Source organism: Micromonospora sp. NBRC 110037 (genome assembly GCF_001652995.1).
GTDB classification, from domain to species: Bacteria; Actinomycetota; Actinomycetes; order Mycobacteriales; family Micromonosporaceae; genus Micromonospora; species Micromonospora chalcea.
In genome coordinates this window covers 1,117,769-1,139,747 of the sequence record NZ_BBVA01000002.1, presented here as the reverse complement: position 1 = coordinate 1,139,747, position 21,979 = coordinate 1,117,769, and the positions used below count along the sequence as shown (strand labels likewise).

Here is a 21,979-nt window from a genome sequence, read left to right as displayed (position 1 = left end):
AACGGTACGAACACCGGATCTTCGAGGGGACGACCGCATGCCCAGCACCACCAGCCGCCGCTTCCCACGCACGGCGGCCCTGATCGGCGCCGCCGTCCTGGCCGCGTCCGTCGCCGCCTGCGGCTCCGCCGACGCCACGCCCACAACCGCGCCGTCGGCGTCGGCGCCCGCCTCGGCCCCGGCGAGCGCGGCAGCGGGCGTGCTGACGATCCGCGACCCGTGGGTGAAGGCCGCCGACAGGGGCATGACCGCCGCGTTCGCCACGCTCGTCAACGACGGCGACGCCGACGTCACGATCACCGGGGTGACCACCGACGTGTCCCGGGCCGAGATCCACGAGATGGCCATGACCGACGGGAAGATGGCGATGCGGCAGAAGCAGGGCGGCGTCGTGGTCGCCGCCCGGTCCCAGGCCGCGCTGGAGCCCGGCGGCGACCATCTCATGCTGATGGACCTGACCCGCCCGGTGCGCCCCGGCGACCAGCTCGACGTCACGCTCACCTTCGCCGACGGGCGCACCCAGACGTTCACCGCGGTGGCCAAGCCGTTCACCGGCGCCCAGGAGACGTACGCGCCCGGACACGGCGCGAGCCCCGCGTCATGACCGGAACCGGCGCGCCCGCGCGCCGGGTCAGCCGGCGCGGCCTGCTCACCGGCGGCGCGGCGGCCGCCGGGGGCGCGCTGGCCGGCGCGGGTGCCCTCGCCGCCCTCCGTTCCCACGGGGTACGCCCCGACGACGCCGTCCCGGTGGCCCAGGTCGGCAGCGCTGTCGAGCCGTTCCACGGCGCGCGCCAGTCCGGTGTCACCACCGAGCCCCAGGCGCACGCCGCGTTCGTCGCGTTCACGCTGCGCCCGGACACGAACCGGGCCGCGCTCGGGCGGATGCTGCGACTGCTCTCCGACGACGCCGCCCGACTCACCCAGGGTCGCCCGGCGCTGGCCGACACCGAGCCGGAACTGGGCCTGCTGCCGGCCCGGCTGACAGTCACGTTCGGCTTCGGCCCCGGGCTCTACGCCGCCGCCGGGCTCGACGACCGCCGCCCCACGTCGGTGGCCGACCTGCCGGCGTTCCGGATCGACCGGTTGCAGCCCCGCTGGTCCGGCGGCGACCTGCTGCTGCAGATCTGCGCGGACGACCCGCTCACCGTCGCGCACGCCCAACGGGTCCTGACCAAGGACAGCCGCCCGTTCGCCACCGTCCGCTGGGTGCAGCAGGGCTTCCGCCGGGCCGCCGGCGCCGAGCCCGGACGCACCCAGCGCAACCTGTTCGGCCAGCTCGACGGCACCGCCAACCCGAAGCCCGGCGTGTCGGCGGACACCGCCGTCTGGGTGACCGACGGGCCGGACTGGCTGCGCGACTCCACCACCCTGGTGGTGCGCCGGATCAGCATGAACCTGGAGACCTGGGACCTGCTCGGCCGCGCCGACCGGGAACTCGCGGTGGGCCGGCGCCTCGACACCGGCGCGCCGCTGACCGGCGAGGCGGAGCACGACGAGCCCGACTTCGCCGCGCTCGGACCGGACGGGCTCACCGTGATCCCGGACTTCTCGCACCTGACCCGGGCCCGCGTCACCGACGACCGGCAGAAGATCCTGCGCCGGCCCTACAACTACGACGGCGCGCCGACCGCCGAGGGACACGCGGACAGCGGGCTCGTCTTCGCCGCGTACCAGGCCGACATCGCCCGGCAGTTCCTGCCCATCCAGCGGCGGCTGGCCGAACGGGACCTGCTCAACGAGTGGACCACCCCGATCGGCTCCGCCGTGTTCGCCGTACCGCCCGGCTGCCCCGAGGGCGGCTGGATCGGCCAGCAACTGCTCGGCTGACCACGACGCTGACCACGACCAGGAAGGCGCGTCATGCGTACCCGTACCGTCTCCGCACTCCTCGCCGCGCTGTTCACCGCGGCGCTGCTGGTCCCGGCCACGCCCGCGGCGGCGCACAACTCGCTGCAGGAGGCCACGCCGGTCCGCGACGCCCGGCTCACCACCGCGCCGACGCAGGTGACGCTGCGGTTCCTGCAACGGCTCAACCCGGCCTTCACCACCATCACGCTGCGCGACTCCACCGACCGTCAGGTGCCCGCGAGCGCGCCCGCCGTGGACGGCGCGACGGGCACGGTGACGATCGAGGAGCCGCTGGCCAACGGCACCTACACCGTCGCCTACCGCGTGGTCTCGCGCGACGGCCACCCGGTCCAGGGCTCGTACCGCTTCACCGTCGCCGACCCGGCCGCTCCCCCGGCGGCCGCCCCGTCACCGGCCACTCCCTCGCCGGCCGCCTCCGCAGACGTCTCGGCGGGCGCTGCGGCAGGCGCGGACGCGTCTCCGGCGAGTGCCGACGCCTCGACGGGCGCCGACGACGGCGGTCTGCCGGTGGGAATCCTGGTCGGCGGAGCGGTCGCCGCGGTGGCGGCAGCCGGCGTGACCGCGCTACTGCTTCGACGCCGCCGCGCCTCCTGACCCGTCGCCCGCTGACGCGGGTCCGCCCGGCTTCCTGATGAGCGGGAGAGACGTCCCGCCATGCGGACGGCGCATGCGGGGCGGCACCGGGTGTGCCGGAGCCTGCGCGCCTGTGGGACGGCCGGGGGCAGTGCGCCGAAGGGCGGAACGCGGGTCGCGGCGAGGGCGGGTCGGGGCTGGGTTAGGCTGCCGGGAGCGCTGGTTCACCCGGTCGGCGACGGCCGGGTGTCGTAAGAGGGAACCCGGTGGAAGTCCGGGACTGCCCCGCAGCGGTGAGTGGGAACGACAGCCGTCAACAGCACTGGGCCACCGGCCTGGGAAGCGACGGCCGGTAGGCGACCGGCGACCCCGGTCGGGCCCGCGAGTCCGAAGACCTGCCCGCGTCGCGCGTACCACCGGTGCGCGCTGCCGTCGACCTCGCGGGTGGGTCGGGCGGGTGACACGCCGGGCGGGAGCCGTCGGCGTGCCTCGACGTGCAACTCCCCCGTCCGGTCGGCGGTCCGCTTCTGCGAGGACGGAACCGCACCGTGACCGATGCCATCACCCTCACCGGCCGACCACCGTCGGCGTCGCACCTGACCCTGTCGCAGATCATGGACCAGCACCACACCAACCTGATGGGCACGGTGCACGGCGGCCGGATCCTCAACCTGATCGACTCGGTCGCCGGGGTGGTCGCCGCCCGCCACTCCGACGGACCGGCCGTCACCGCCGCCATCGACGAGACGGCCTTCCTGCGCGCTGTCCGCGTCGGTGACGTGGTGCACGTGGACGCCCGGATCACCTGGGCCGGCCGCAGCTCGATGGAGGTGGCCGTGAAGGTCAGCGCGGACCGCTGGGACCGCGCGGTGCCGCCGGTGGACGTGGCGACCGCGCACCTGGTGATGGTGGCCGTGGACGACGAGGGCCAGCCCCGGCCGGTGCCGCCGCTGCTGCCCGGCACCGACGGTGACCGGCGGCGCTACCGGGAGGCGCAGATCCGGCGCGAACACCGGCTGGCGCTGCGCCGGGCGCTGCTCGACGGCGCCGAGGAGGGCTGAGGCGTGCTCGGACTGTCGGCGGCCACGCTCGCGGGATACCTGGCCGCGATCGTGGTGCTCATGCTCACCCCCGGGCCGGACATGATGTTCGTGCTCGCCAACGCCACCCGGTACGGCGCGCGGGCCGGGGCGGTGGCGGCGCTCGGGGTCGCGGCCGGGGAGGCGGTGCACGTCGCCGCCGTGGTGGCCGGACTCGCCACCGTGATCGCCGCGTCCCCGGTGCTGTTCACCGCGATCCGGTGGGCCGGTGCGGCGTACCTGATCGTGCTGGGCCTGCGGGCGCTGCGCGGCACGGGCCGGCCCGGCGTCGCGGCGGACGGGGCGGACGGCGGCGGCGCCGGGCGGGCGTTCCGGCGCGGGCTGCTCACGAACCTGCTCAACCCGAAGATGATCCTGTTCAGCGTGGCGTTCCTGCCGCAGTTCGTCCGGCCCGACGCGGGCCCGGTGGCGGCACAGCTGGTGCTGCTCGGCGCGCTGTTCGTCGCGGTGCAGCTCACCGTGGACCTGGCTCTCGGCGTGGGCGCCGGGCGGTTCGCCCGCCGCTGGGGCGACAGCCGCTGGTCGCGGCGGGTCGACCGGCTCTGCGCTGTCGCCTTCGTCGCGCTCGGTGTCCGGCTGGCCGCCGGCTGACGCTTGCTCGACTCCAGCTCGCCGAGATGGCGGCATCAGGAGGGCTCCGACCCCGCCACCTCGGCGAGCTGGTGAGGATCACGCTCCGGCGCCCGGGGCGGGGCGGCGGGCCGCTCGCGGTCCAGGTGCAGGCGCAGCAGCACCCAGCCCAGCGACACACCGCCGATGAACACGTACGCGGGCTGCGTGCCGAACGTGTCCCAGCAGGTGTGCAGCGTGACGGCGGCGGCGAAGGTGAGCAGGAACGCCGCCAGTCTCCGGCCGCCGGGCGCGGCGGCGAACGTGAACAACGCGGCGGCGGTCAGCCCGGTCCAGGCCAGGTGCGCGGCGGGCGCGGTGAGACCGCGAACCAGCAGCGTCCGCTCGACGGCGCCGAGGTTGCCCTCCGACCCGACGAACGCGGCGAACGCGTACCCCATGGTCTCCAGCGCGGCGAACCCGGCGCCGGAGGCCACGCCGATCACCAGGCCCTGCGCCGGTGACCGGTGCCGCCGCCACAGCAGCAGGATGCCGGCCGGCACGATCAGCTTCGCGGTCTCCTCGGCCAGGCCGACGAGCGCCATCGGCAGGACGCCGAGGCGGTGCAGCGTGCCGTACTCCAGCCAGCCGGCGGCGACCACGCCGACCACGCCGCCGAGAAGCGCGGCGACGCCGACGACGGAGCCGGGGACCGGGCGGCGGGCCGGCCGCCCCTGGGCGAAGGCCAGGAACGTGGCGGGCGCGACGCACGCGCCGAGCACGATCAGCGCCGGTACGAACGTGACGGTGCCGGTGCCGGACAGTGTCTCCAGCACCAGCAGGTGAAGCCCGACGCCGACGAGCAGGACCGCCACCCACGCCCAGCGGCGTCCGGTATTCCCCATACGCCGAGTATCGCGCCCGGCGGCGAGCGCCGGCATCGGGGGTAGGCACTGTGGACAGTGAGATCCATGCGACACGCCCGACACGACATCTGGTGTTGCCCAACCGCCCCCACCGCCATATATGGTGGTGCCGCAGCTGGTTCGGCCGAGCCCTCCGGGGCGGGGCCGAGGCAAGAGGGAACCCGGTGGAAATCCGGGACTGCCCCGCAGCGGTGAGTGGGAACGACAGCCGTCAACAGCACTGGGCCACCGGCCTGGGAAGCGACGGCCGGTAGGCGACCGGCGACCCCGGTCGGGCCCGCGAGTCCGAAGACCTGCCAGCGCGCCGTGCGCCTCCGCGTACGGCGGCCGGAGGTCGCGCGGGACGACCGACGCCAGCAGCCGGGCCGGCCGCGCCGTGCCCGTTGGCGTCTCCCGCCGTCTCCAGACGGTGACAGCGAGGAGAGGTCATGACTGTCGTGCAGGAAAGCCCGCCGGCCACCGGCGGCGGGTCCGAGGCCCGCCGGCCGGCGATGCGGGTACGCAAACGGGACGGCGACACCGAGCCGGTGGACGTCGGCAAGATCGTCCGGGCGGTCGAACGCTGGGTCGCCGACCTGGACGAGGTGGACCCGCTGCGGGTGGCCACCAAGACGATCAGCGGGCTCTACGACGGGGCGACCACCGCCGAGCTGGACCGGCTGTCGATCCAGACCGCGGCGGAGCTGATCGGCGAGGAGCCGCAGTACTCGAAGCTGGCGGCAAGGCTGCTGGCCGCGTACGTGGACAAGGAGGTCCGCGGTCAGGGCGTGGCGAGCTTCAGCCAGTCGATCGCGTACGCGCACGGGCTGGGGCTGATCGGCGACGAGACGGCCGCGTTCGTCGCCCGGCACGCGCGCAAGCTCGACGACGCCGTGGACCCGGACGGCGACAGGCGGTTCGAGTACTTCGGACTGCGCACTGTCGCGGACCGCTACCTGCTGCGGCACCCGCAGTCGCGGCTGGTGGTGGAGACGCCGCAGTACTGGCTGCTGCGGGTGGCCTGCGGACTGTCCCGCACCCCGGGCGAGGCGGTCGGCTTCTACCGGCTGATGTCCAGCCTGGCCTATCTGCCCAGCTCCCCCACGCTGTTCAACTCCGGCACCCGGCACACCCAGATGTCGTCGTGCTTCCTGGTCGACTCGCCGCGCGACGAGCTTGACTCGATCTACGAGCGCTACCACCAGGTGGCGAAGCTGTCGAAGTTCTCCGGCGGCATCGGCATCGCCTGGTCGCGGGTGCGCGGCCGGGGCGCGCTGATCCGGGGCACGAACGGCCGGTCCAACGGCATCGTGCCGTTCCTCAAGACGCTCGACGCCGGGGTGGCCGCGGTCAACCAGGGCGGCCGGCGCAAGGGCGCGGCCTGCGTCTACCTGGAGCCGTGGCACCCGGACGTGGAGGAGTTCCTGGAGCTGCGGGACAACACCGGCGAGGAGTCCCGGCGTACGCACAACCTCAACCTGGCCAACTGGATCCCGGACGAGTTCATGCGCCGGGTCGAGGCCGACGGCGAGTGGTCGCTCGTCGATCCGTCGGACGCCCCGGAGCTGCCCGACCTGTACGGGGAGGCGTTCGACGCCGCGTACCGGGCGGCCGAGAAGAACGCGGTCCGCACGGTACGGGCCCGGGACCTGTACGGGCGGATGATGCGCACGCTCGCACAGACCGGCAACGGCTGGATGACGTTCAAGGACGCCGCGAACCGGCTGTCCAACCAGACCGGTGAGCCGGGCAACGTGATCCACCTGTCCAACCTGTGCACCGAGATCCTGGAGGTGAACGACGACGCCGAGACGGCGGTGTGCAACCTCGGCTCGGTGAACCTCGGCGCCCACGTCACCGCCGACGGGGTGGACTGGGAGCGGCTGCGCGCCACGGTCCGCACCGCTGTGGTGTTCCTCGACCGGGTGATCGACATCAACTACTACCCGGCCGAGCAGGCGGCGGCGTCGAACCCGCGCTGGCGGCCGGTCGGGCTCGGCCTGATGGGGTTGCAGGACGCGTTTTTCACGCTGCGCCTGCCGTTCGACTCCGCCGAGGCGAAGGAGCTGTCCACCCGGGTGCAGGAGGAGATCCTGCTGACCGCGCTGGAGACCTCCGCCGGGCTGGCCGAGCAGTTCGGGCCGCATCCGGCGTACCCGCAGACCCGGGCCGCGAAGGGTGACCTGCACCCGGACCTGTGGGGCGCGGAGCCGGCGCAGGCCGGACGGTGGGCGGCGCTGCGTGAGCGGATCGCCGCAGGCGGGCTGCGCAACTCGCTGCTGGTGGCGATCGCGCCGACCGCCACCATCGCCTCCATCGCCGGCTGCTACGAGTGCGTGGAGCCGCAGGTGTCCAACCTGTTCAAGCGCGAGACGATGTCCGGGGAGTTCCTCCAGGTCAACACGTACCTGGTGCGGGAGCTGAAGGCCCGCGGACTGTGGACGCCGCAGGTCCGCGACCGGATCAAGCGGGCCGAGGGCTCGGTGCAGGACATCACCGAACTGCCCGCGCCGGTGCGGGAGCTGTTCCGCACCGCCTGGGAGCTGCCGCAGCGGGCGCTGATCGACCTGGCCGCCGCGCGGGCGCCGTTCGTCGACCAGTCCCAGTCGCTGAACCTGTTCCTGAGCGCGCCGACCATCGGCAAGCTGTCCTCGATGTACCTGTACGCCTGGAAGGCCGGGCTGAAGACCACCTACTACCTGCGTTCCCGTCCCGCCACCCGCATCCAGCAGGCCACCGTCGCCCCGGTGCCCGCCCCGGTGCCCGGCGTGGTCTCCGCCGTGAGCGACGACGAGGCGCTGGCCTGTTCCCTGGAGAACCCCGAGAGCTGCGAGGCATGCCAGTGACCACCACCGCACCGACCCGGCACATGCTGCTCGACCCCGGCATGGACCTGACCCTGCGGCCGATGCGCTACCCGCGCTTCTTCGACCGGTTCAAGGACGCGATCAAGAACACCTGGACGGTCGAGGAGGTGGACCTGCACTCGGACCTCGCCGACCTGGCGAAGCTGTCCCCCGCCGAACGGCACCTGGTGTCGCGGCTGGTGGCGTTCTTCGCCACCGGCGACACGATCGTCGCCAACAACCTGGTGCTCAACCTCTACCAGCACGTCAACTCGCCCGAGGGCCGGCTCTACCTGTCCCGGCAGCTGTTCGAGGAGGCGGTGCACGTCCAGTTCTACCTGAACCTGCTCGACACGTACGTGCCGGACGAGAAGGAACGGTTCGCCGCGTTCGCCGCGGTGGAGAACATCCCGTCGATCGCCCGCAAGGCCGAGTTCTGCTTCCGGTGGATCGACTCGATCTTCGAGCTGCGCGAGCTGCGGACCCGCGACGACCGGCGGGCGTTCCTGCTCAACCTGATCTGCTTCGCCGCGTGCATCGAGGGCCTGTTCTTCTACGGCGCGTTCGCCTACGTCTACTTCCTGCGCTCCCGGGGCCTGCTCAACGGGCTGGCCTCCGGCACCAACTGGGTGTTCCGGGACGAGTCGATGCACATGGCGTTCGCCTTCGACGTGGTGGAGACCGTACGCGCCGAGGAACCGGACCTGTTCGACGCCGAGATGGAGAAGCAGGTGAAGGAGATGCTGGCCGAGGCGGTGGAGTGCGAGGTGAGCTTCGCCGCGGACCTGCTGGGCCAGGGCGTGCCGGGGATGTCGCTGGCGGACATGCGCGAGTACCTCCAGCACGTGGCCGACCGGCGCCTGGCGGTGCTCGGCATCGCCCCGATGTACGGCAGCGCCAACCCGTTCGCGTTCATGGAGTTGCAGGACGTGCAGGAGCTGTCCAACTTCTTCGAGCGTCGGGTGTCGGCGTACCAGGTCGGCGTGACCGGCAGCGTCACGTTCGACGACGACTTCTGACCGCCGCCCCCGCCCCGGCCGTCACGGCCGGGGCGGGGCCGGGCTCTCGCCGGGCAGCGCCGCCGCCCGCACCCGCCCGATCAACGCCACCACGGCGAGCGCCAGCACGGCCACCACCACGAACGCGGTACGCAGGTCCAGCGCGCCGGCGAGAAGGCCGATCACCGGCGCCGCGAGCAGCGCGCCCGGCCACTGGCCCATCGCCACCACGGAGACGCCCTCGCCGGACGTGAGGCCCGGCTGCTCACCGGCGAAGCCGAGCACCGTCGGGGTCACGCACGCCAGGCCGAACCCGAGCAGTCCGAACCCGGCCATCACCGCCGCCGGATGGGGGTACGCCACCGGCAGCGCCACGCCGGCTGTCGCGACCAGCGCGGACAGCCGGACGAAGCGGATCCGCCCGACCCGGCCGGCCAGCCGGTCGCCGAACAGCCGGGCGACGGTCGCGGCCAGCGAGAGACAGGTGTACGTGGCCGCGGCGAGCACCGCCGTGGCGCCGGCCACCTCGGTCGCGTACAGCGCGCTCCACTGGGCGCCGGCCATCTCGATGAACGAGGCGAGGAAGGCGATCACCGCGAGCAGCAGCAGTTGCGGGGTGAACCGGTCACGCAGCCGGCGCCGCGCCTCGCCGTCCTTGGTCTCCTGGCGGGGCGTGTCGGGCAGCCAGCGGTGCGTGGCGATCAGCAGCGCGCCCAGCAGGACACTGGTGACGGCCATCTGCGCCGACGGCGACATCCCGATCGCCGCGGCCCCGGTGCCGCAGAGGCCGCCGACCAGCATGCCGATGCTGAAGCCCGCGTGGAACGTGGACAGGATGGGCCGCCCGTACCGCTTCTGCACCTCGACCGACTGGGCGTTCATCGGCGTGGCCAGCAGGTTCGCCGCGAAGCCCCAGACCGCGAGCCCGCCGACCAGCGCCACCACAGTGGTGGACGCGGCCAGCAGCGGCGCGTTGAGCAGGATCAGCGCGGCCCCGGCCAGCGCCAGCCGGCGGGTGTTGATGCGGCTGATCAGCACCGCCACCACGACCAGGGAGACCAGCTCCCCCGCGTTCGTGGCGATGTTCGCCAGGCCCCAGCCGGTGTTGCCGACCCCTACCGCGTCCCGCACCTCCGGCACGCGGGCCGACCACCCGCCGATGGCCAGGCCCATGATGACGAAGAGCAGCGCCACCGACCAGCGGGCCCGTACGGCCGAGCGGGGCACCGGCGGCGCGGGCTGCTCCGTCGTGTGCTGGTTCGTCGAGGTGTCCGTCATGGTCGTCGTACCTCTCTGGGATCGGTCCGTCGGAACTCCTACCCGATCGCGTGGTCGAGGAAGCACGCACCGTCAGGAAGGCGTACCCGTTCCGGTGTGGTGCCGGGGTCGGTGACGAGCGCCGAGACCACCGCGACGTAGTCGTCGATCAGCCCGCGTACCAGGTCGTCGCCGAAGACACCCCGGTTGCGGATCACCACGCCGCCGGCCCGGTCGTCGTCCACCACGACGATCGGTGAACCCCGCTTGACCCAGACGGGCAGACACTCGGGCGGCACGTCGGCGGCGACCACCGGCGGCGGGGTGCCGGGCGCGGCCCGGGCGGTGATGTCGACCGGCTCCACCCGCAGATCCGGGCAGTGCAGCACCGGCGACGCCGACGCGGCGGACTGGAACCAGGCGTCGAACAGGTGGTTGTCCGGCCAGGGGCGGATCGCCGCGAAGCCGGGACGGACCGCCCGGGCCAGCCGGTGGTACGCGGTGGCGTGCGCGACGGCCCCGGCCAGCGAGGCGTGCGCGACGTCGACCACAGCGCTCATCGGCGCGTCCGGCGCGACGTCGACCGGCAGGTAGACGTTGTTGGTGAACTGCCCGACGAGCTGCCGGGACAGCGGGCTCTCCCGGCCCAGCGTGGTGGTGCCCAGCACCACCCGGGACCGGCCGGCCCGCCGCGACAGCAGCACCAGGTACGCGGCGAGCAGCAGCACGTACGGGCTGGTGCGGGCCCGCCGTGCGGCCGGGCGCAGCCGCGCGGTGATCTCGGGCGGGAACGCGAAGCGGGTGGCCACCTCGGCGCTGAGCGCGACGTCCGGCGCCGGCGGCGACGCCGGGAAGAGCTGGTACGGCTCCACCGGCCGCAGCCGGTCCCGCCAGTACGCGGCCCGGGCGGCGGCGTCGACGCCGTTGCCGGACTGCTCCGCCTCCTGGAGCGCGGCGAGCGCGGCCGGGTCCACGCCCAGCGGCGGCTGCGGGTCGGCCGCGCCGAGCCGGGCCGCGTACGCGTGGCACAGGTCCTCCACCACGACGCGGCACGACCAGCCGTCGGAGACCATGTGGAAGAAGCAGAGCGCGAGCACGTGCTCGGTCGCGGAGAGCCGGACCAGCGCGGCCCGCCACAGCGGCGCCCGGCCGGGGTCGAACGCGTCGTTGCGGTGCGCGTACGCGATCTGCTCGACGCGGGCCTGCTGCTCGGCCGGCGGCAGTCCGGACAGGTCGACGTACTCCAGCGGCGACTCCACGTGCGGCAGGATCCGCACCTCGGGCTGCACGCCGATGCGGTCGAACCGCATCCGCAGCGCGTCGTGCCGGTCCACCACGTCCTGCATCGCCTGCCGCAGCACGTCGACCCGCAGCGTGCCGCGCAACCGGCGGAACTCCACCACCACGAGCCGTGAGGCGCCGGGACGGGCCGGGTCGAGCGCGGTCATGAACTCCCACATCATCTGCTGGCCGGGGGCCAGCGGGTACGTCGTCGGCACTGCCACTCCCCCCGTCAGGCCGCCACCGGCGGCGCGGCCACCGGCGCGACCGGCCGGTGGTCCGTCTCGTCCGGCTGGTAGTCCGCCTCGTCCGGCGCGCGGAAGCCGGTGAAGAGCAGGTCGGGACGGCCGAGCCGCAGCGAGGTGACGAACGCGGCCCCGTCGAAGAGCGTCTCGATCGCCGCGCAGGCCGCCGACTCGGCCACCGCGCGCGGTCCCCGGTCGCCGCCGAGCCGGCCGGGCGTCTTCGCGGCGATCACGGCGGCCGCGACGGCCGGCACCGCGAGCAGGCTGCGTCCCCCGCTGCGCCGGGCGGTCAGCAGCCCGGCCAGCGCGGTCACGGCGAGCGTGCTGGCGGTGTTGAGCACGAACCGGCGCCGGTGCGGGTGGGCCAGGCAGAGCCACTGCTCGGAGCGCCCGTACGTGGTGAACCGGTAGGCGACCGCGCGGAAGGTGTCGGCGACGCCGGTGTCGTGGGTGACCACGCCGTCCGGGTCGGTGAGCAGCACGTAGCCGGCGTCGGTGAGGAGCAGCCCGAGGTGCAGGTCCTCCCCGCCCAGCGGCATCGGGGAGTCCTCCGGGAACCCGCCGACCGCCTCGAAGACGGCGCGCTTGACGGCCATGTTCGCGCCGGCGCCCCAGGACACGCGCTCGTAGTGCAGCGGCCGGGTCAGGTCGCCGAGCAGCAGGTAGGAGCGGCGCATCACGCGGAAGAACGCGCTGTCGCCGGGCTCGACGATCACCGGGCCGGTGACGCCGGCGACCTCCTCGCCGGAGGCGCGCAGCCGGGCCGCGTACCGGGTGATCAGGTCGGCCGGCACCCGGCAGTCGGAGTCGGTGAACAGCACCAGGTCGTGGCGGGCGTGCCGGACGCCCAGGTTCCGTTTGGCCCCGACGTGCCGGGGCCCGCGCACGTAGCGGGCGCCGTACTCGGCGCAGGCCGCCCGGTGGGCGGCGGCCGCGGCGGGCGCCGAGTCGTCGACGACCACCACCTCCACCGGCTCGGGGCAGTTCGGGGCGGCGTCGCGCAGACTGCGGAGCTGGCGGCGCATCTCCGCCACCCGGTCCTTGACCGGGATGACCACGGAGACGCCGCGCGTGACGGCGCGGGGTTCGGTCGGTTCGCCCACGGGCGATGCGGATCGGCTCATGCCCCGAGGTTCGACCACCGGGGTACAGCGCCGATACACAGCGCCGGCCGTTGCGGCCATCGCACATGTACCGCTGATGTATCGATGGCCATCAAGGTCGAAGGCATGACGACCTCCATCCCCATCGACCGGCGGCTCGCCGTGGACGGCGGCCGGCCGGTCCGCCCGCCGGACCGCCCATGGCCACGCTGGCCGACCCCCGCGCCGGATGCCGCCGCCAACCTGTCCGCGGTGCTGACCGGCGGCCGGTGGGCGATCAGCAGCCCGTCCGTCGGCGACACCGTCCTGTTCGAGCGACGTTTCGCCGCCGATTTCGCCCGCTACGTCGGCACCCGCCACTGCGTGCCGGTCGACCACGGGTCCAGTGCCCTGGTGGTGGCCCTGGAGTCACTCGGCCTCGGCTACGGCGAGACGGTGCTCGTACCGGCGCTGACCTGGACCGCCTCCGCGACCGCCGCGCTGCGCGCCGGCCTGGTCCCGGTGCTCGTCGACGTCGACCGGGACACCGGCTGCGTCGGGCCGGACGACCTCGACCTGTCCGTGGACCCGCGGGCCGTGGTCGCCGTGCACTGGGCCTCCAACATGGCCGACGTGCCGGCGCTCGACGCGGTCACCCGGCCGCGCGGCATCTCCGTCGTGGAGGACTGCGCGCAGGCCCACGGCGCCACCTGGCAGGGCCGCCAGGCCGGCTCGCTCGGCCGGCTCGGCTGCTTCAGCTTCCAGCACGGCAAGGTCCTCACCTGCGGTGAGGGCGGGGCCGTGGTCACCGACGACGACACGCTCGCGCCGGTGCTCGAGGAGCTGCGGGCCGATTCGCGCCGCTACCGGGGCGACCGGACGCCGGCCGGCGAACTGGACCTGGAGGAGAGCGCCGGTGTGCAGGGCGCCAACTTCTGCCTGAGCGAGTTCTCCGCCGCCGTGGCCTGCGCGCAACTGGCCGTCCTGGACGGCCAGCACGACGTGCGCAACCACAACTACCGGCTGCTCGGCGACCTGCTGGACGGTGTCGACGGCGTACGGCTGCTGCAACCGGCGCCGGGGCAGACCCGCATCTCGATCTACGAGGGCACGATCGTCTTCGACGAGCTGCCGGCCGGCCTGGACAACGCCGCCGTGTCCGCCGCGCTCACCGCCGAGCTGGGCCGGCGGTTCTACTGCACCGACGAGCCGCTGCACCGCAGCCGGCTGCTGCAGCCGTGGACGAAGCCGCTGCTCGCGCCGCTGGCCGAGCGCTTCGCGGCGATCCACCGGGAGCGCACGTACCCCAACACCGAGTGGCTCGCCGCACACACCGTCCAGACACACCACAGCACCTTCCTCGGCACCGAACAGGACATGGAGGACATCGCCGCCGCCGTCACCAAGGTGCTCACCCGCTGAACCGCGCCGTCCCGGCGCACCCAGAGAAGGAGTCTTCCCGTGACCGTCACCCAACGCGAGACCTCGCACGCCCCGTCCCCCGAAACGGACGCACCCGTCGGCGTGTGGCTCAACGGCGCCCGCGGTTCGGTCGCCACCACGGCGATCACCGGTCTGCTGGCGCTGCGCGCCGGCATGGCCGACTCGACCGGCTGCGTCACCGACACCGGCATGCTGCGCGACGCGCCGCTGGTGAGCTGGACCGACCTGGTGGTCGGCGGGCACGACATCGTCGACACGCCGCTGGAGAAGAAGGCCGAGTCGCTCGTCGACTCCGGTGTCATCCCAGCGCCGGTGCTGGCCGCCGTGCGGGGCAGCCTGCCCGAGGTCGAGCAGAACCTGCGCACCGGCTACGACGCGCGTACCGAGACCGGACCGCTGGCCGAGGTGGTCGACCGGCTGGCCGGCGACATCGAGGAGTTCCGCGCCCGCCACGGGCTGTCCCGGGTCGTCGTCATCAACGTGTCCTCCACCGAGCCGCCGGCCGACCACCGGCCCGAGCACGACGACCTGGACGCGCTGACCCGCGCCCTGGCCGACCCGGACGACAAGGCGCTGCCGGCCAGCTCGGTGGTCGCGTACGCGGCGTTCCGGGCCGGCTGCGGCTTCGTCGACTTCACCCCGTCCACCGGCGCCCGGCTGCCCGCGCTGGAGATGCTGGCGCAGCGGGAGCGGGTGCCGTTCGCCGGCTCCGACGGCAAGACCGGGGAGACGCTGCTGCGTACCGCCCTGGCGCCGATGTTCACCAGCCGCGCCCTGCACGTGCTCTCCTGGGCCGGGGTGAACCTGCTCGGCGGCGGTGACGGCGCGACGCTGGAGGACCCGCGCAACGCCCGCAGCAAGCTCAGCTCGAAGTCGGGCGTGCTGCCCGCGCTGCTCGGTGAGGACGTCACCGCCCCGCTGCACATCGACAACGTGCCGGACCTCGGCGACCACAAGACCGCCTGGGACCACGTCTCGTTCGAGGGCTTCCTCGGCGTCCGGATGTCCATGCAGCTCACCTGGAGCGGGGTGGACTCCACGCTGGCCGCCCCGCTGGTGCTCGACCTGGCCCGGCTGACCGCCGCGGCGCACCGCGCCGGGCACGTCGGCCCGATCGAGGAGCTGGGGTTCTTCTTCAAGGACCCGATCGGCACCGACGAGCACGCGCTGGCCGAGCAGGCGCAGGCGCTCGCCAGCTGGGCCAACGGGCTGGACGGCCGCGGCGACAGCTGACCTTCGTACCGGCCGCCGGCGCGGCGACTCCCGCGCCGGCGGCCCCGCCCCACGTATCCGCATCGAGGAGCCTCCCATGTCCCCACACGTCCCGAACGCGCCGGACCGGCCGAGCACGGATCCGGTGTGGACGCCGATCCTGACCGGTCTGCACGCGACCGCGCTGGACTGTCTCCAGACGAGCTTCGCTCTGCTCGCCGACTACGCGAACGGGTCCGGCAGCCATCTCGCCCTCGGCGCCCGGTACGGGTTCCGCACCCGGGATCAGGACGCTCTGATCTCCGTCGAGGCGACCTCGGACGACCGGGCCGCCGAAGCGGTCGACCTGCTGGGCCTGCGCGTCGAGGGCCGGTGGATGCAGCTCGACGGCCCGCAGGTCCGCCGGCTGTGCGCGCCCGGCCAGCCGCTCTACGTCACCGCCGACGCGTACGACCTGCCGTGGTGTCCCTACCACGGGCACGAGCACATGCGGCACAGCTTCCTCGCCACCGAGGCCGGGCCGGATCAGGTCACAGTGGTCGACGCTTACCACAACGACACCGCCTGGGGCCCCGCGCGGCCCGGCGTGTGGCGGCTGCCCACCGCCGCGTTCGACGCGGCGCTGGCCGGCGGCGCGCACACGCTGGCGGTGACGGCGCACCCGGCGCCGGCGATCGACGTGCCCGCCATGCTCGCCGGCAACGCCGCCCGGGCTCGCCGGGCCCGCCCGGAGATCGCCCGCTACCTGGACCGCACCGGCGCCGCCCTGGACACGGTGGCCGGGCTGCACCGCTTCGTGCTCGACGTCTGGCTGTTGGCCCGCGCACGCGACCTGCACGAGCGCTGGCTCGCGGCGGTCGCGCCGGAGGCCGCCGCCGCGCTGGCCGGGCAGGCCGCGCGCTGGCAGCAGCTCGCCACGCGCAGCTATGTGGCGCTGCGGCGGGCCCAGGCGGGCCGGCCGGCCGCGCCGGAACTGGCGGACGCGCTCGGCGAGCTGATCTCCGACCACCTCGACGCGCTGGAGTCGATCGCCGAACCGGCCGCCACGCCCGGCCACGACGCCGTGCCGCCCGCGCCGGACCCGGCAGGTGGGGAGGGCGTACGCGCCGCGGTGCTCGGCGCGCTCGGCGAAACCCTGGACCTGGACGGCTCGACGCTGCGCACCACCGACGTGCTCCGGGAGCTTCCCGGCTTCGACTCGTTCCGGCTGGTGGACGTCATCGACCGGGTCGAGCGGCGGCTCGGCGTCGAGGTTCCGGCCACCGCGCTCTCCGCGGCCGACCTGCGCGACGTCGGCTCCCTGTGCGCCATGTTCGGCGCCGCCACCGGAGGTGCCCGATGAGTGCCGAACTGCTGCACGACCTGCTGGACCGCACCGCCGGCGCGCGCCCCGACGCGCCCGCCGCCGGGGACGGGACCGTCGAGCGCACGTACCGTCAGGTGCGGGCCGACAGTCTGCGCCTGGCCGGCTGGCTGCGCGGGCAGGGCGTCCGGCGCGGCGACCGGGTGCTGGTGGCGCTGCCCGCCGACGCGACGCTGCCGGCGCTGCTGTACGCGGTCGCCCGTACCGGCGCGGTCTTCGTCGTTCTCCGGACGCCGGCCCCCGAGGTCGCCCTCGCCCACGTGCTGGACGACGCCGAACCGGTCCTGGTCCTCACCGACGACCCGGTCCTGACCGGCCTGTCCCACGCCCGTGGCGTCCCGGCGCGAGGGGCCGCCGCGCTGCGGCGCGCGGCATCCGGCGCGGCCGGCGGCGACGCGCCGGCCGGGCCGGGCCCGCTGGCCGTCGACCCGGTCTGCCTGATCTACACCTCCGGCAGCACCGGCATGCCGAAGGCCGTGGTCTCCACGCACGCCCAGGTCACGTTCGCGGTCCGGGCGATCCAGTCGGAGCTGCGCTACCGGCCCGACGACGTGGTGCACGTCCTGCTGCCGCCGTCGTTCGACTACGGCCTCTACCAGATCTTCCTCAGCACCGTCGCCGGCGCCCGGCTGCGCCTGGGCGACAGCGCGGAGACCGGTGGCCGCCTGCTGGTGAGCCTGGTCGAGTCCGGCGCCACGGTGCTGCCCTGCGTGCCGTCGCTGGCGATCAACCTGCTGCGGCTGCTCGGCCGGGCGGGCGCGCCGCGCCCGCCGCTGCGCCTGCTCACCAACACCGGCGCCGCCATGCCCCCGGAGGTGCTGGCCGGCCTGCGCCGGCTGCTGCCCGGCCTGAGCGTCCAGCTCATGTTCGGCCTCACCGAGTGCAAACGCGCGGCGATCATGCCGCCGGACGCCGACCTGCGCCGGCCCGGCGCCTGCGGGCGGGCGCTACCCGGCACCGAGATCTTCACAGTGGACGCCGAGGGGCGGCGTCAACCACCGGGCGTTCCCGGCGAGCTGGTGGTACGCGGCCCGCACGTGATGGCCGGCTACTGGCGGCGGCCCGAGCTGACCGCCCAGCGGTTCCGCCGTGTACACGGGCTCTTCCCGCAGCTGCACACCGGCGACCACGGCCATGTGGACGACGACGGGTACGTCCACTTCGCCGGCCGGCGCGACGACGTCTACAAGGAGAAGGGCACCCGGGTCAGCGCCACCGAGGTGGAGGCCGCGGCGTACCGGGTCGACGGCGTGGCCGCGGCCGGGGTGCTGCCGCCGGCCGACGGCCACGACGGCGCGACGCTGTTCGTGGTGGCCGCGCTCACCCCCGCCGACGTGCTGCGCCGGCTGCGGGAGCAGCTGGAGGAGATGAAGGTGCCGGCGCGCTGCGTCGTGCTGCCCGACCTGCCGCTCACCGGCAACGGCAAGGTGGACCGGCGGGCGCTGGCCCGGCTGGCGGGTGAGCACGATGGCTGACCTGCCCTTCGACACCCCGGCCTACCGCTACGACCTGGCCCGGGTACGCGCCAGCCACGCCGCCCTGGTCGCCGCGCTGCCCGCGCCGAGCCGGCTGTTCTACTCGCTCAAGGCCAACCCGCACCCGGCACTGGTGGCGGCGCTGCACACCGCCGGCTGCGACGCGGAGATCTGCTCGCCGGGCGAGCTGGCCGCGGCGCTGCGGGCCGGCGTGCCGGGTGACCGCATGCTCTACACCGGACCGGGCAAGCGCGACGCCGAGGTGGCCGAGGCGGTGCGTGCCGGTGTCCGCTGGTTCTCCGTCGACTCGCCCGAGGGCCTGGACCAGGCCGACCGGATCGCCGCCGCGCACGGCGTCGAACTGCGCTGCCTGCTGCGGGTCAACGACCGGGTGCCCAACCCGGGTCAGGGGCTCACCATGACCGGCGTCGCGTCCCAGTTCGGCGCCGACGCCGACTGGATCGAGCGGGAACCGCACCGGTTCCGCTCCCGCCCGTCGGCCCCGGTACGCGGGTTCCACCTCTATACCGGCAGCAACGTCGACTCGGTGGACGCGCTGGTGTCCCAGTTCACCGCCGCGGCGCGTACCGCCCGGCGGTTGCGGGACCTGCTCGGCATCGACCTGACCCTGCTCGACCTCGGCGGCGGCTTCGGCGCGCCGTTCGCCCGGCCCGGCCACAACGCGGACCTGACCGGCCTCGCCGACCGGGTCGGCCCGGCCCTGGACGGGCTCTTCCCCGGCTGGCGCGACGGCGCGCCCACGGTGGCCTTCGAGTCGGGACGGTTCCTCACCGCCACCGCCGGCACGCTGCTGACCCGGGTGCTGGACGTCAAGCGGTCGCAGGGCACGCCGGTGGTGGTGCTGGAGTCCGGCATCAACCACCTCGGCGGGATGTCCGGCCTGCGCCGGCTGCCGCCGCTCGTGCCCGCCCTGCACGCCGCTGACGACCGCGACGGCGCGCCACTGGAGGCCGCGATCGTCGCCGGGCCGCTGTGCACGCCGCTGGACACGTGGGCCCGCGCCGCGAGCCTGCCCGACGTACGGCCCGGCGACGTGCTCGCCGTGCCGAACGTCGGGGCGTACGGGCTCTCGGCGAGCCTGCTGGCCTTCCTCGGCCACCCGGCGCCGGTCGAGGTCGTCTGCGACGGCGACCGCGTCGTCGAGACGTCCCGGCTGACCCTGACACGGCACCCGGTCGACCCGCCGGGAGCCACTGACGAACCACGAGAAGAAAGGTGACGTCATGAACACCGAATTCACCGAGCTGCTCCGGCCGTTCCTCAAGTTCGCCGGCAAGGAGGAGATCACCGAGGACGCCCGGCTGCGCGACCTCGGCCTGGACTCCATGCGCGAGATCGAGCTGCTGTTCGCCATCGAGGAGACGTTCGGGGTCGCCGTGCCCGACGACAAGCTGGTCGACTCCACGTTCGCCACCGCCGGCGGGCTGTGGGGCGTGGTCGAGGAGCTGCGCACACCGGTCGGCGGTGGTTCCCGATGACGGCCGTCGCCGGGTACGCCCCGGCCGTCGAGACCGTCGCCGAGATCGCGGCGGAGCACGCCCGCCAGGCCGACGAGACCGCGGCCTTCCCCACCGAGGCGCTGGCCGCCATGCGCCGTAGCGGGCTGCTGGGGCTGCTGGTCCCCGAAGCCGAGGGCGGCGCCGGCGGGACGCTGCCGGACCTGGTCGACGTCACGCTGGCACTGGGCCGGGTGGACATGTCGGTGGCGATGGTCTTCGCCATGCACTGCCAGCAGGTCGCCGCGATCACCGCGTACGGCGGGGAGAAGCTGCGCGCCGAGGTGCTGCCGTCGGTGGCCCGGGGCGAGCGGTATCTCGGCTCGGTCACCACCGAGGCCGGCAAGGGCGGTCACCTGCTGACCGCCGAGTCGGCGCTGGAGCACGACGGCGAGATGCTGCGCGTCGACCGGCAGGCCCCGATCGTCACCGGCGGCCCGTACGCGGACGCCTTCCTGATCACCACCCGCGCCCCGGGCGCCGGCTCGGCGGCCCAGGTGGACCTGGTCTACGCCGACCGGGACCAGGTGGAGGTCGAGGTCACCGGCGGGTGGCGCCCGCTGGGCATGCGGGCCACGCACAGCGTCCCGATGCGGCTGCGCGGCGCGGTGCCGCAGTGGCAGGTGATCGGCGAACACGGCGGGTTCCGGGAGATCGCCACCACTGTCTTCGCGCCGCTGGCGCACGTCGGCTGGGCGGCGGCCTGGATCGGGGCGGCGGCCGGCGCGTACGCCCGGGTGCTGCGGCACGCCCGCAGCGAGGCGGGACGGCGGCAGTTCGCCCCCTCCTCCGAGCTGGTGCTGCTGCGGCTGGCCGGGATCCGGGCCCGGCTGGACGCGGCGCACGCGCTGCTGCGGCACACCGTCACGGTGGTCACCGACGCGCCGGACATGTCGGCGGCGCCGGTGCAACTGCTGCTCAACACGCTGAAGATCCGCGCGGCCGAGGAGTCCTTCGCCGCCGCGCACGAACTGGTCGAGCTGGCGGGCCTGCGCCACGGCTACCTGACCGACTCGCCGCTGGCGCTGGAGCGCACGTTCCGGGATCTGCGCTCCGCCTCGCTGAACTACGCGAACGACCGGCTGCGCCTGGCGAACGGGGCGCTGTCACTGCGCGACCCGGGGGTGCGTCTTGCCTGAGCCGACACCGACACCGACGTCGGCCGGGGACCACGCCGCCCCGGCGGGCGCCGTGCTGTCCGGCGTGGACCCCACCGACCCGGGTGCGGTGTGGCGCGCGCTGGGCGCCGCCGGGACCATCGAGGCGCTCTACGCCGACGGCGTCCAGCCCGACCCCCGGCGGCTGTCGGCCCTGCTCACCGAGCTGGACGCCCGGTGCCCGCTCGGCGTGACGCTGTCGGTCTGCGTCCAGGTCGCCACGGTGCTGCCGCTGCTGGCCGGCGCGACCGGGCCGGCCGAGCGCGCGCGGCGCGGGATGCTGCGCGGCGAGACCGTGGTGGCGCTGGCCGTCACCGACGCCGCCGGGTCGGGATCGGACCTGCTCGACGCCACGACCCGGGTGAAGCTGGGCGACGACGGCGCCGTCCTGGACGGTGGCAAGGACTGGATCACCAACGCGACGAGCTGCGACGCGGCGCTGGTGCTGGCCCGGCACCGCGAGGCGCGGCACTTCACCAGCTTCTGCTGGGTGCTGGCGCCGGCCGACGCGCCCGGCGTGACAGTCGGATCCGCCGGCCGGGCGTTCGCCGGGTCCGGCGTGGGCCACCTGCGCTTCGCCGGCGTGGCGCTGGCCCCGGACGCCGTACTGGGCCGCCCCGGCCGGGCGCTGGCCGGGTTCGCCCGGCAGGTCGGCGTCGAACGGGTCGCCGGGGCGCTGTGGGCCCGGGCGATGTGCCACCGGATGCTGGCGGGCCTGCGCGACTGGCTGCGGCGCCGGCCGGCCGGGGCGGGCACGCTGTGGGACCGCCCGGCCGTCCGCGAGCGCTACGCCCGGTGCCTGGTCGCCACGCACCAGCTCGACGCGCTGTGCGCGCCGCTGCTGGACGCGCCGGCGGCCGTCCCGTCCGCGGTCACCGGGATGCTGCTCAAGGTCAGCGCCGCCGAGACCGTGGACCGGGTCGCCGCCGAGGCGGTGCGCCTGCGCGGCGCGGACGCGTTCCGCGACGGCGGGGAGGCGCAGCTGCGCACCGAGGCGGCCATGTTCGGCATCGCCGGTGGAGCAACCGGAGCGATGCTCGCCGGCATCGCCGACCACGCCGACGAGCTGGCCGGCGCGGTGACCTGAGGGCGTCCCGCGGTGGCGGC

The 21,979-nt window shown here is 74.6% G+C and carries 19 protein-coding genes and 2 riboswitches; of the genes, 15 read left to right on the top strand and 4 right to left on the bottom strand.

Annotation, left to right across the window (positions count from 1 at the left end):
- Window positions 1-37 precede the first annotated feature (37 nt).
- The 5 genes from A4R25_RS04100 to A4R25_RS04080 all read left to right on the top strand — a co-directional run bounded on the left by A4R25_RS04100 (window position 38) and on the right by A4R25_RS04080 (window position 4,133).
- Window positions 38-604: a copper chaperone PCu(A)C gene (locus A4R25_RS04100; protein ID WP_064445655.1), complete on the top strand. Its 567-nt coding sequence runs from the start codon at window positions 38-40 to the stop codon at window positions 602-604.
- Entirely contained in the window at window positions 601-1,827 is a 1,227-nt protein-coding gene (locus A4R25_RS04095; RefSeq protein ID WP_064445654.1) for a Dyp-type peroxidase, read from the top strand. The genes A4R25_RS04100 and A4R25_RS04095 overlap by 4 nt, the downstream gene beginning before the upstream one ends.
- Window positions 1,828-1,860: 33 nt before the next feature.
- Window positions 1,861-2,463: a copper resistance CopC family protein gene (locus tag A4R25_RS04090; protein ID WP_064445653.1), complete on the top strand. Its 603-nt coding sequence runs from the start codon at window positions 1,861-1,863 to the stop codon at window positions 2,461-2,463.
- A 195-nt stretch (window positions 2,464-2,658) separates the two neighbouring features.
- A riboswitch (cobalamin riboswitch) is annotated at window positions 2,659-2,860 on the top strand.
- A 130-nt stretch (window positions 2,861-2,990) separates the two neighbouring features.
- Complete coding sequence (locus A4R25_RS04085; RefSeq protein WP_030499185.1) at window positions 2,991-3,503, top strand: acyl-CoA thioesterase; 513 nt, start codon at window positions 2,991-2,993, stop codon at window positions 3,501-3,503.
- Window positions 3,504-3,506: 3 nt separating this feature from the next.
- A complete protein-coding gene (locus tag A4R25_RS04080; protein WP_030499184.1) occupies window positions 3,507-4,133 on the top strand; it encodes a LysE family translocator in 627 nt (208 codons plus the stop codon).
- Between the two features lie 35 nt (window positions 4,134-4,168).
- On the opposite strand, the gene A4R25_RS04075 is transcribed toward A4R25_RS04080, so the two are convergent.
- Complete coding sequence (locus A4R25_RS04075) at window positions 4,169-4,996, bottom strand: PrsW family glutamic-type intramembrane protease (RefSeq protein ID WP_043323375.1); 828 nt, start codon at window positions 4,994-4,996, stop codon at window positions 4,169-4,171.
- Window positions 4,997-5,116: 120 nt separating this feature from the next.
- Window positions 5,117-5,333: riboswitch (cobalamin riboswitch) on the top strand.
- A gap of 112 nt (window positions 5,334-5,445) precedes the next feature.
- Here A4R25_RS04075 and A4R25_RS04070 point away from each other — a divergent pair.
- Together A4R25_RS04070 and A4R25_RS04065 are read left to right on the top strand one after the other, a co-directional pair.
- A complete protein-coding gene (locus A4R25_RS04070) occupies window positions 5,446-7,842 on the top strand; it encodes a ribonucleoside-diphosphate reductase subunit alpha (RefSeq protein WP_064445652.1) in 2,397 nt (798 codons plus the stop codon).
- The gene (locus tag A4R25_RS04065; RefSeq protein ID WP_064445651.1) at window positions 7,833-8,861 is read left to right on the top strand and encodes a ribonucleotide-diphosphate reductase subunit beta; all 1,029 of its coding nucleotides are present in this window, start codon (window positions 7,833-7,835) and stop codon (window positions 8,859-8,861) included. Before A4R25_RS04070 ends, A4R25_RS04065 begins: the two co-directional genes overlap by 10 nt.
- Window positions 8,862-8,882: 21 nt before the next feature.
- Here A4R25_RS04065 and A4R25_RS04060 read toward each other — a convergent pair whose 3' ends face one another.
- The 3 genes from A4R25_RS04060 to A4R25_RS04050 are packed head-to-tail and all read right to left on the bottom strand — an operon-like array spanning window position 8,883 to window position 12,747.
- Window positions 8,883-10,118, bottom strand: a complete 1,236-nt coding sequence (locus tag A4R25_RS04060; protein ID WP_064445650.1) for an MFS transporter — start codon at window positions 10,116-10,118, stop codon at window positions 8,883-8,885.
- Between the two features lie 38 nt (window positions 10,119-10,156).
- Entirely contained in the window at window positions 10,157-11,596 is a 1,440-nt protein-coding gene (locus tag A4R25_RS04055; RefSeq protein WP_064445649.1) for a condensation domain-containing protein, read from the bottom strand.
- Window positions 11,597-11,610: 14 nt separating this feature from the next.
- A complete protein-coding gene (locus A4R25_RS04050; protein WP_223200994.1) occupies window positions 11,611-12,747 on the bottom strand; it encodes a glycosyltransferase in 1,137 nt (378 codons plus the stop codon).
- 105 nt (window positions 12,748-12,852) lie between these two features.
- On the opposite strand from A4R25_RS04050, the gene A4R25_RS04045 reads away from it, so the two are divergent.
- From A4R25_RS04045 to A4R25_RS04010, 8 genes are all read left to right on the top strand, one after another.
- Window positions 12,853-14,127 (top strand): DegT/DnrJ/EryC1/StrS aminotransferase family protein, encoded by a 1,275-nt coding sequence (locus A4R25_RS04045; RefSeq protein ID WP_231915423.1) that lies wholly within the window; start codon window positions 12,853-12,855, stop codon window positions 14,125-14,127.
- Window positions 14,128-14,166: 39 nt separating this feature from the next.
- The gene (locus tag A4R25_RS04040; protein ID WP_051610915.1) at window positions 14,167-15,381 is read left to right on the top strand and encodes an inositol-3-phosphate synthase; all 1,215 of its coding nucleotides are present in this window, start codon (window positions 14,167-14,169) and stop codon (window positions 15,379-15,381) included.
- 76 nt (window positions 15,382-15,457) lie between these two features.
- Window positions 15,458-16,702: an acyl carrier protein gene (locus A4R25_RS04035; RefSeq protein ID WP_064445647.1), complete on the top strand. Its 1,245-nt coding sequence runs from the start codon at window positions 15,458-15,460 to the stop codon at window positions 16,700-16,702.
- Entirely contained in the window at window positions 16,699-18,198 is a 1,500-nt protein-coding gene (locus A4R25_RS04030; protein WP_064445646.1) for a class I adenylate-forming enzyme family protein, read from the top strand. Before A4R25_RS04035 ends, A4R25_RS04030 begins: the two co-directional genes overlap by 4 nt.
- Window positions 18,191-19,438: an alanine racemase gene (locus tag A4R25_RS04025; protein ID WP_064445645.1), complete on the top strand. Its 1,248-nt coding sequence runs from the start codon at window positions 18,191-18,193 to the stop codon at window positions 19,436-19,438. The genes A4R25_RS04030 and A4R25_RS04025 overlap by 8 nt, the downstream gene beginning before the upstream one ends.
- A gap of 4 nt (window positions 19,439-19,442) precedes the next feature.
- Window positions 19,443-19,697 (top strand): phosphopantetheine-binding protein, encoded by a 255-nt coding sequence (locus tag A4R25_RS04020; protein WP_064445644.1) that lies wholly within the window; start codon window positions 19,443-19,445, stop codon window positions 19,695-19,697.
- Entirely contained in the window at window positions 19,694-20,854 is a 1,161-nt protein-coding gene (locus tag A4R25_RS04015) for an acyl-CoA dehydrogenase family protein (RefSeq protein WP_064445643.1), read from the top strand. The genes A4R25_RS04020 and A4R25_RS04015 overlap by 4 nt, the downstream gene beginning before the upstream one ends.
- Entirely contained in the window at window positions 20,847-21,959 is a 1,113-nt protein-coding gene (locus tag A4R25_RS04010) for an acyl-CoA dehydrogenase family protein (protein ID WP_064445642.1), read from the top strand. The genes A4R25_RS04015 and A4R25_RS04010 overlap by 8 nt, the downstream gene beginning before the upstream one ends.
- The last annotated feature ends 20 nt before the right edge of the window (window positions 21,960-21,979 follow it).

Coding starts and splice junctions, on each gene's coding strand:
- A4R25_RS04060 (WP_064445650.1), bottom strand. CDS start 10,118: ATGACGGACACCTCGACGAACCAGCACACGACGGAGCAGCCCGCGCCG.
- A4R25_RS04075 (WP_043323375.1), bottom strand. CDS start 4,996: ATGGGGAATACCGGACGCCGCTGGGCGTGGGTGGCGGTCCTGCTCGTC.
- A4R25_RS04025 (WP_064445645.1), top strand. CDS start 18,191: ATGGCTGACCTGCCCTTCGACACCCCGGCCTACCGCTACGACCTGGCC.
- A4R25_RS04045 (WP_231915423.1), top strand. CDS start 12,853: ATGACGACCTCCATCCCCATCGACCGGCGGCTCGCCGTGGACGGCGGC.
- A4R25_RS04015 (WP_064445643.1), top strand. CDS start 19,694: ATGACGGCCGTCGCCGGGTACGCCCCGGCCGTCGAGACCGTCGCCGAG.
- A4R25_RS04035 (WP_064445647.1), top strand. CDS start 15,458: ATGTCCCCACACGTCCCGAACGCGCCGGACCGGCCGAGCACGGATCCG.
- A4R25_RS04065 (WP_064445651.1), top strand. CDS start 7,833: ATGCCAGTGACCACCACCGCACCGACCCGGCACATGCTGCTCGACCCC.
- A4R25_RS04095 (WP_064445654.1), top strand. CDS start 601: ATGACCGGAACCGGCGCGCCCGCGCGCCGGGTCAGCCGGCGCGGCCTG.
- A4R25_RS04070 (WP_064445652.1), top strand. CDS start 5,446: ATGACTGTCGTGCAGGAAAGCCCGCCGGCCACCGGCGGCGGGTCCGAG.
- A4R25_RS04020 (WP_064445644.1), top strand. CDS start 19,443: ATGAACACCGAATTCACCGAGCTGCTCCGGCCGTTCCTCAAGTTCGCC.
- A4R25_RS04050 (WP_223200994.1), bottom strand. CDS start 12,747: ATGAGCCGATCCGCATCGCCCGTGGGCGAACCGACCGAACCCCGCGCC.
- A4R25_RS04100 (WP_064445655.1), top strand. CDS start 38: ATGCCCAGCACCACCAGCCGCCGCTTCCCACGCACGGCGGCCCTGATC.
- A4R25_RS04030 (WP_064445646.1), top strand. CDS start 16,699: ATGAGTGCCGAACTGCTGCACGACCTGCTGGACCGCACCGCCGGCGCG.
- A4R25_RS04090 (WP_064445653.1), top strand. CDS start 1,861: ATGCGTACCCGTACCGTCTCCGCACTCCTCGCCGCGCTGTTCACCGCG.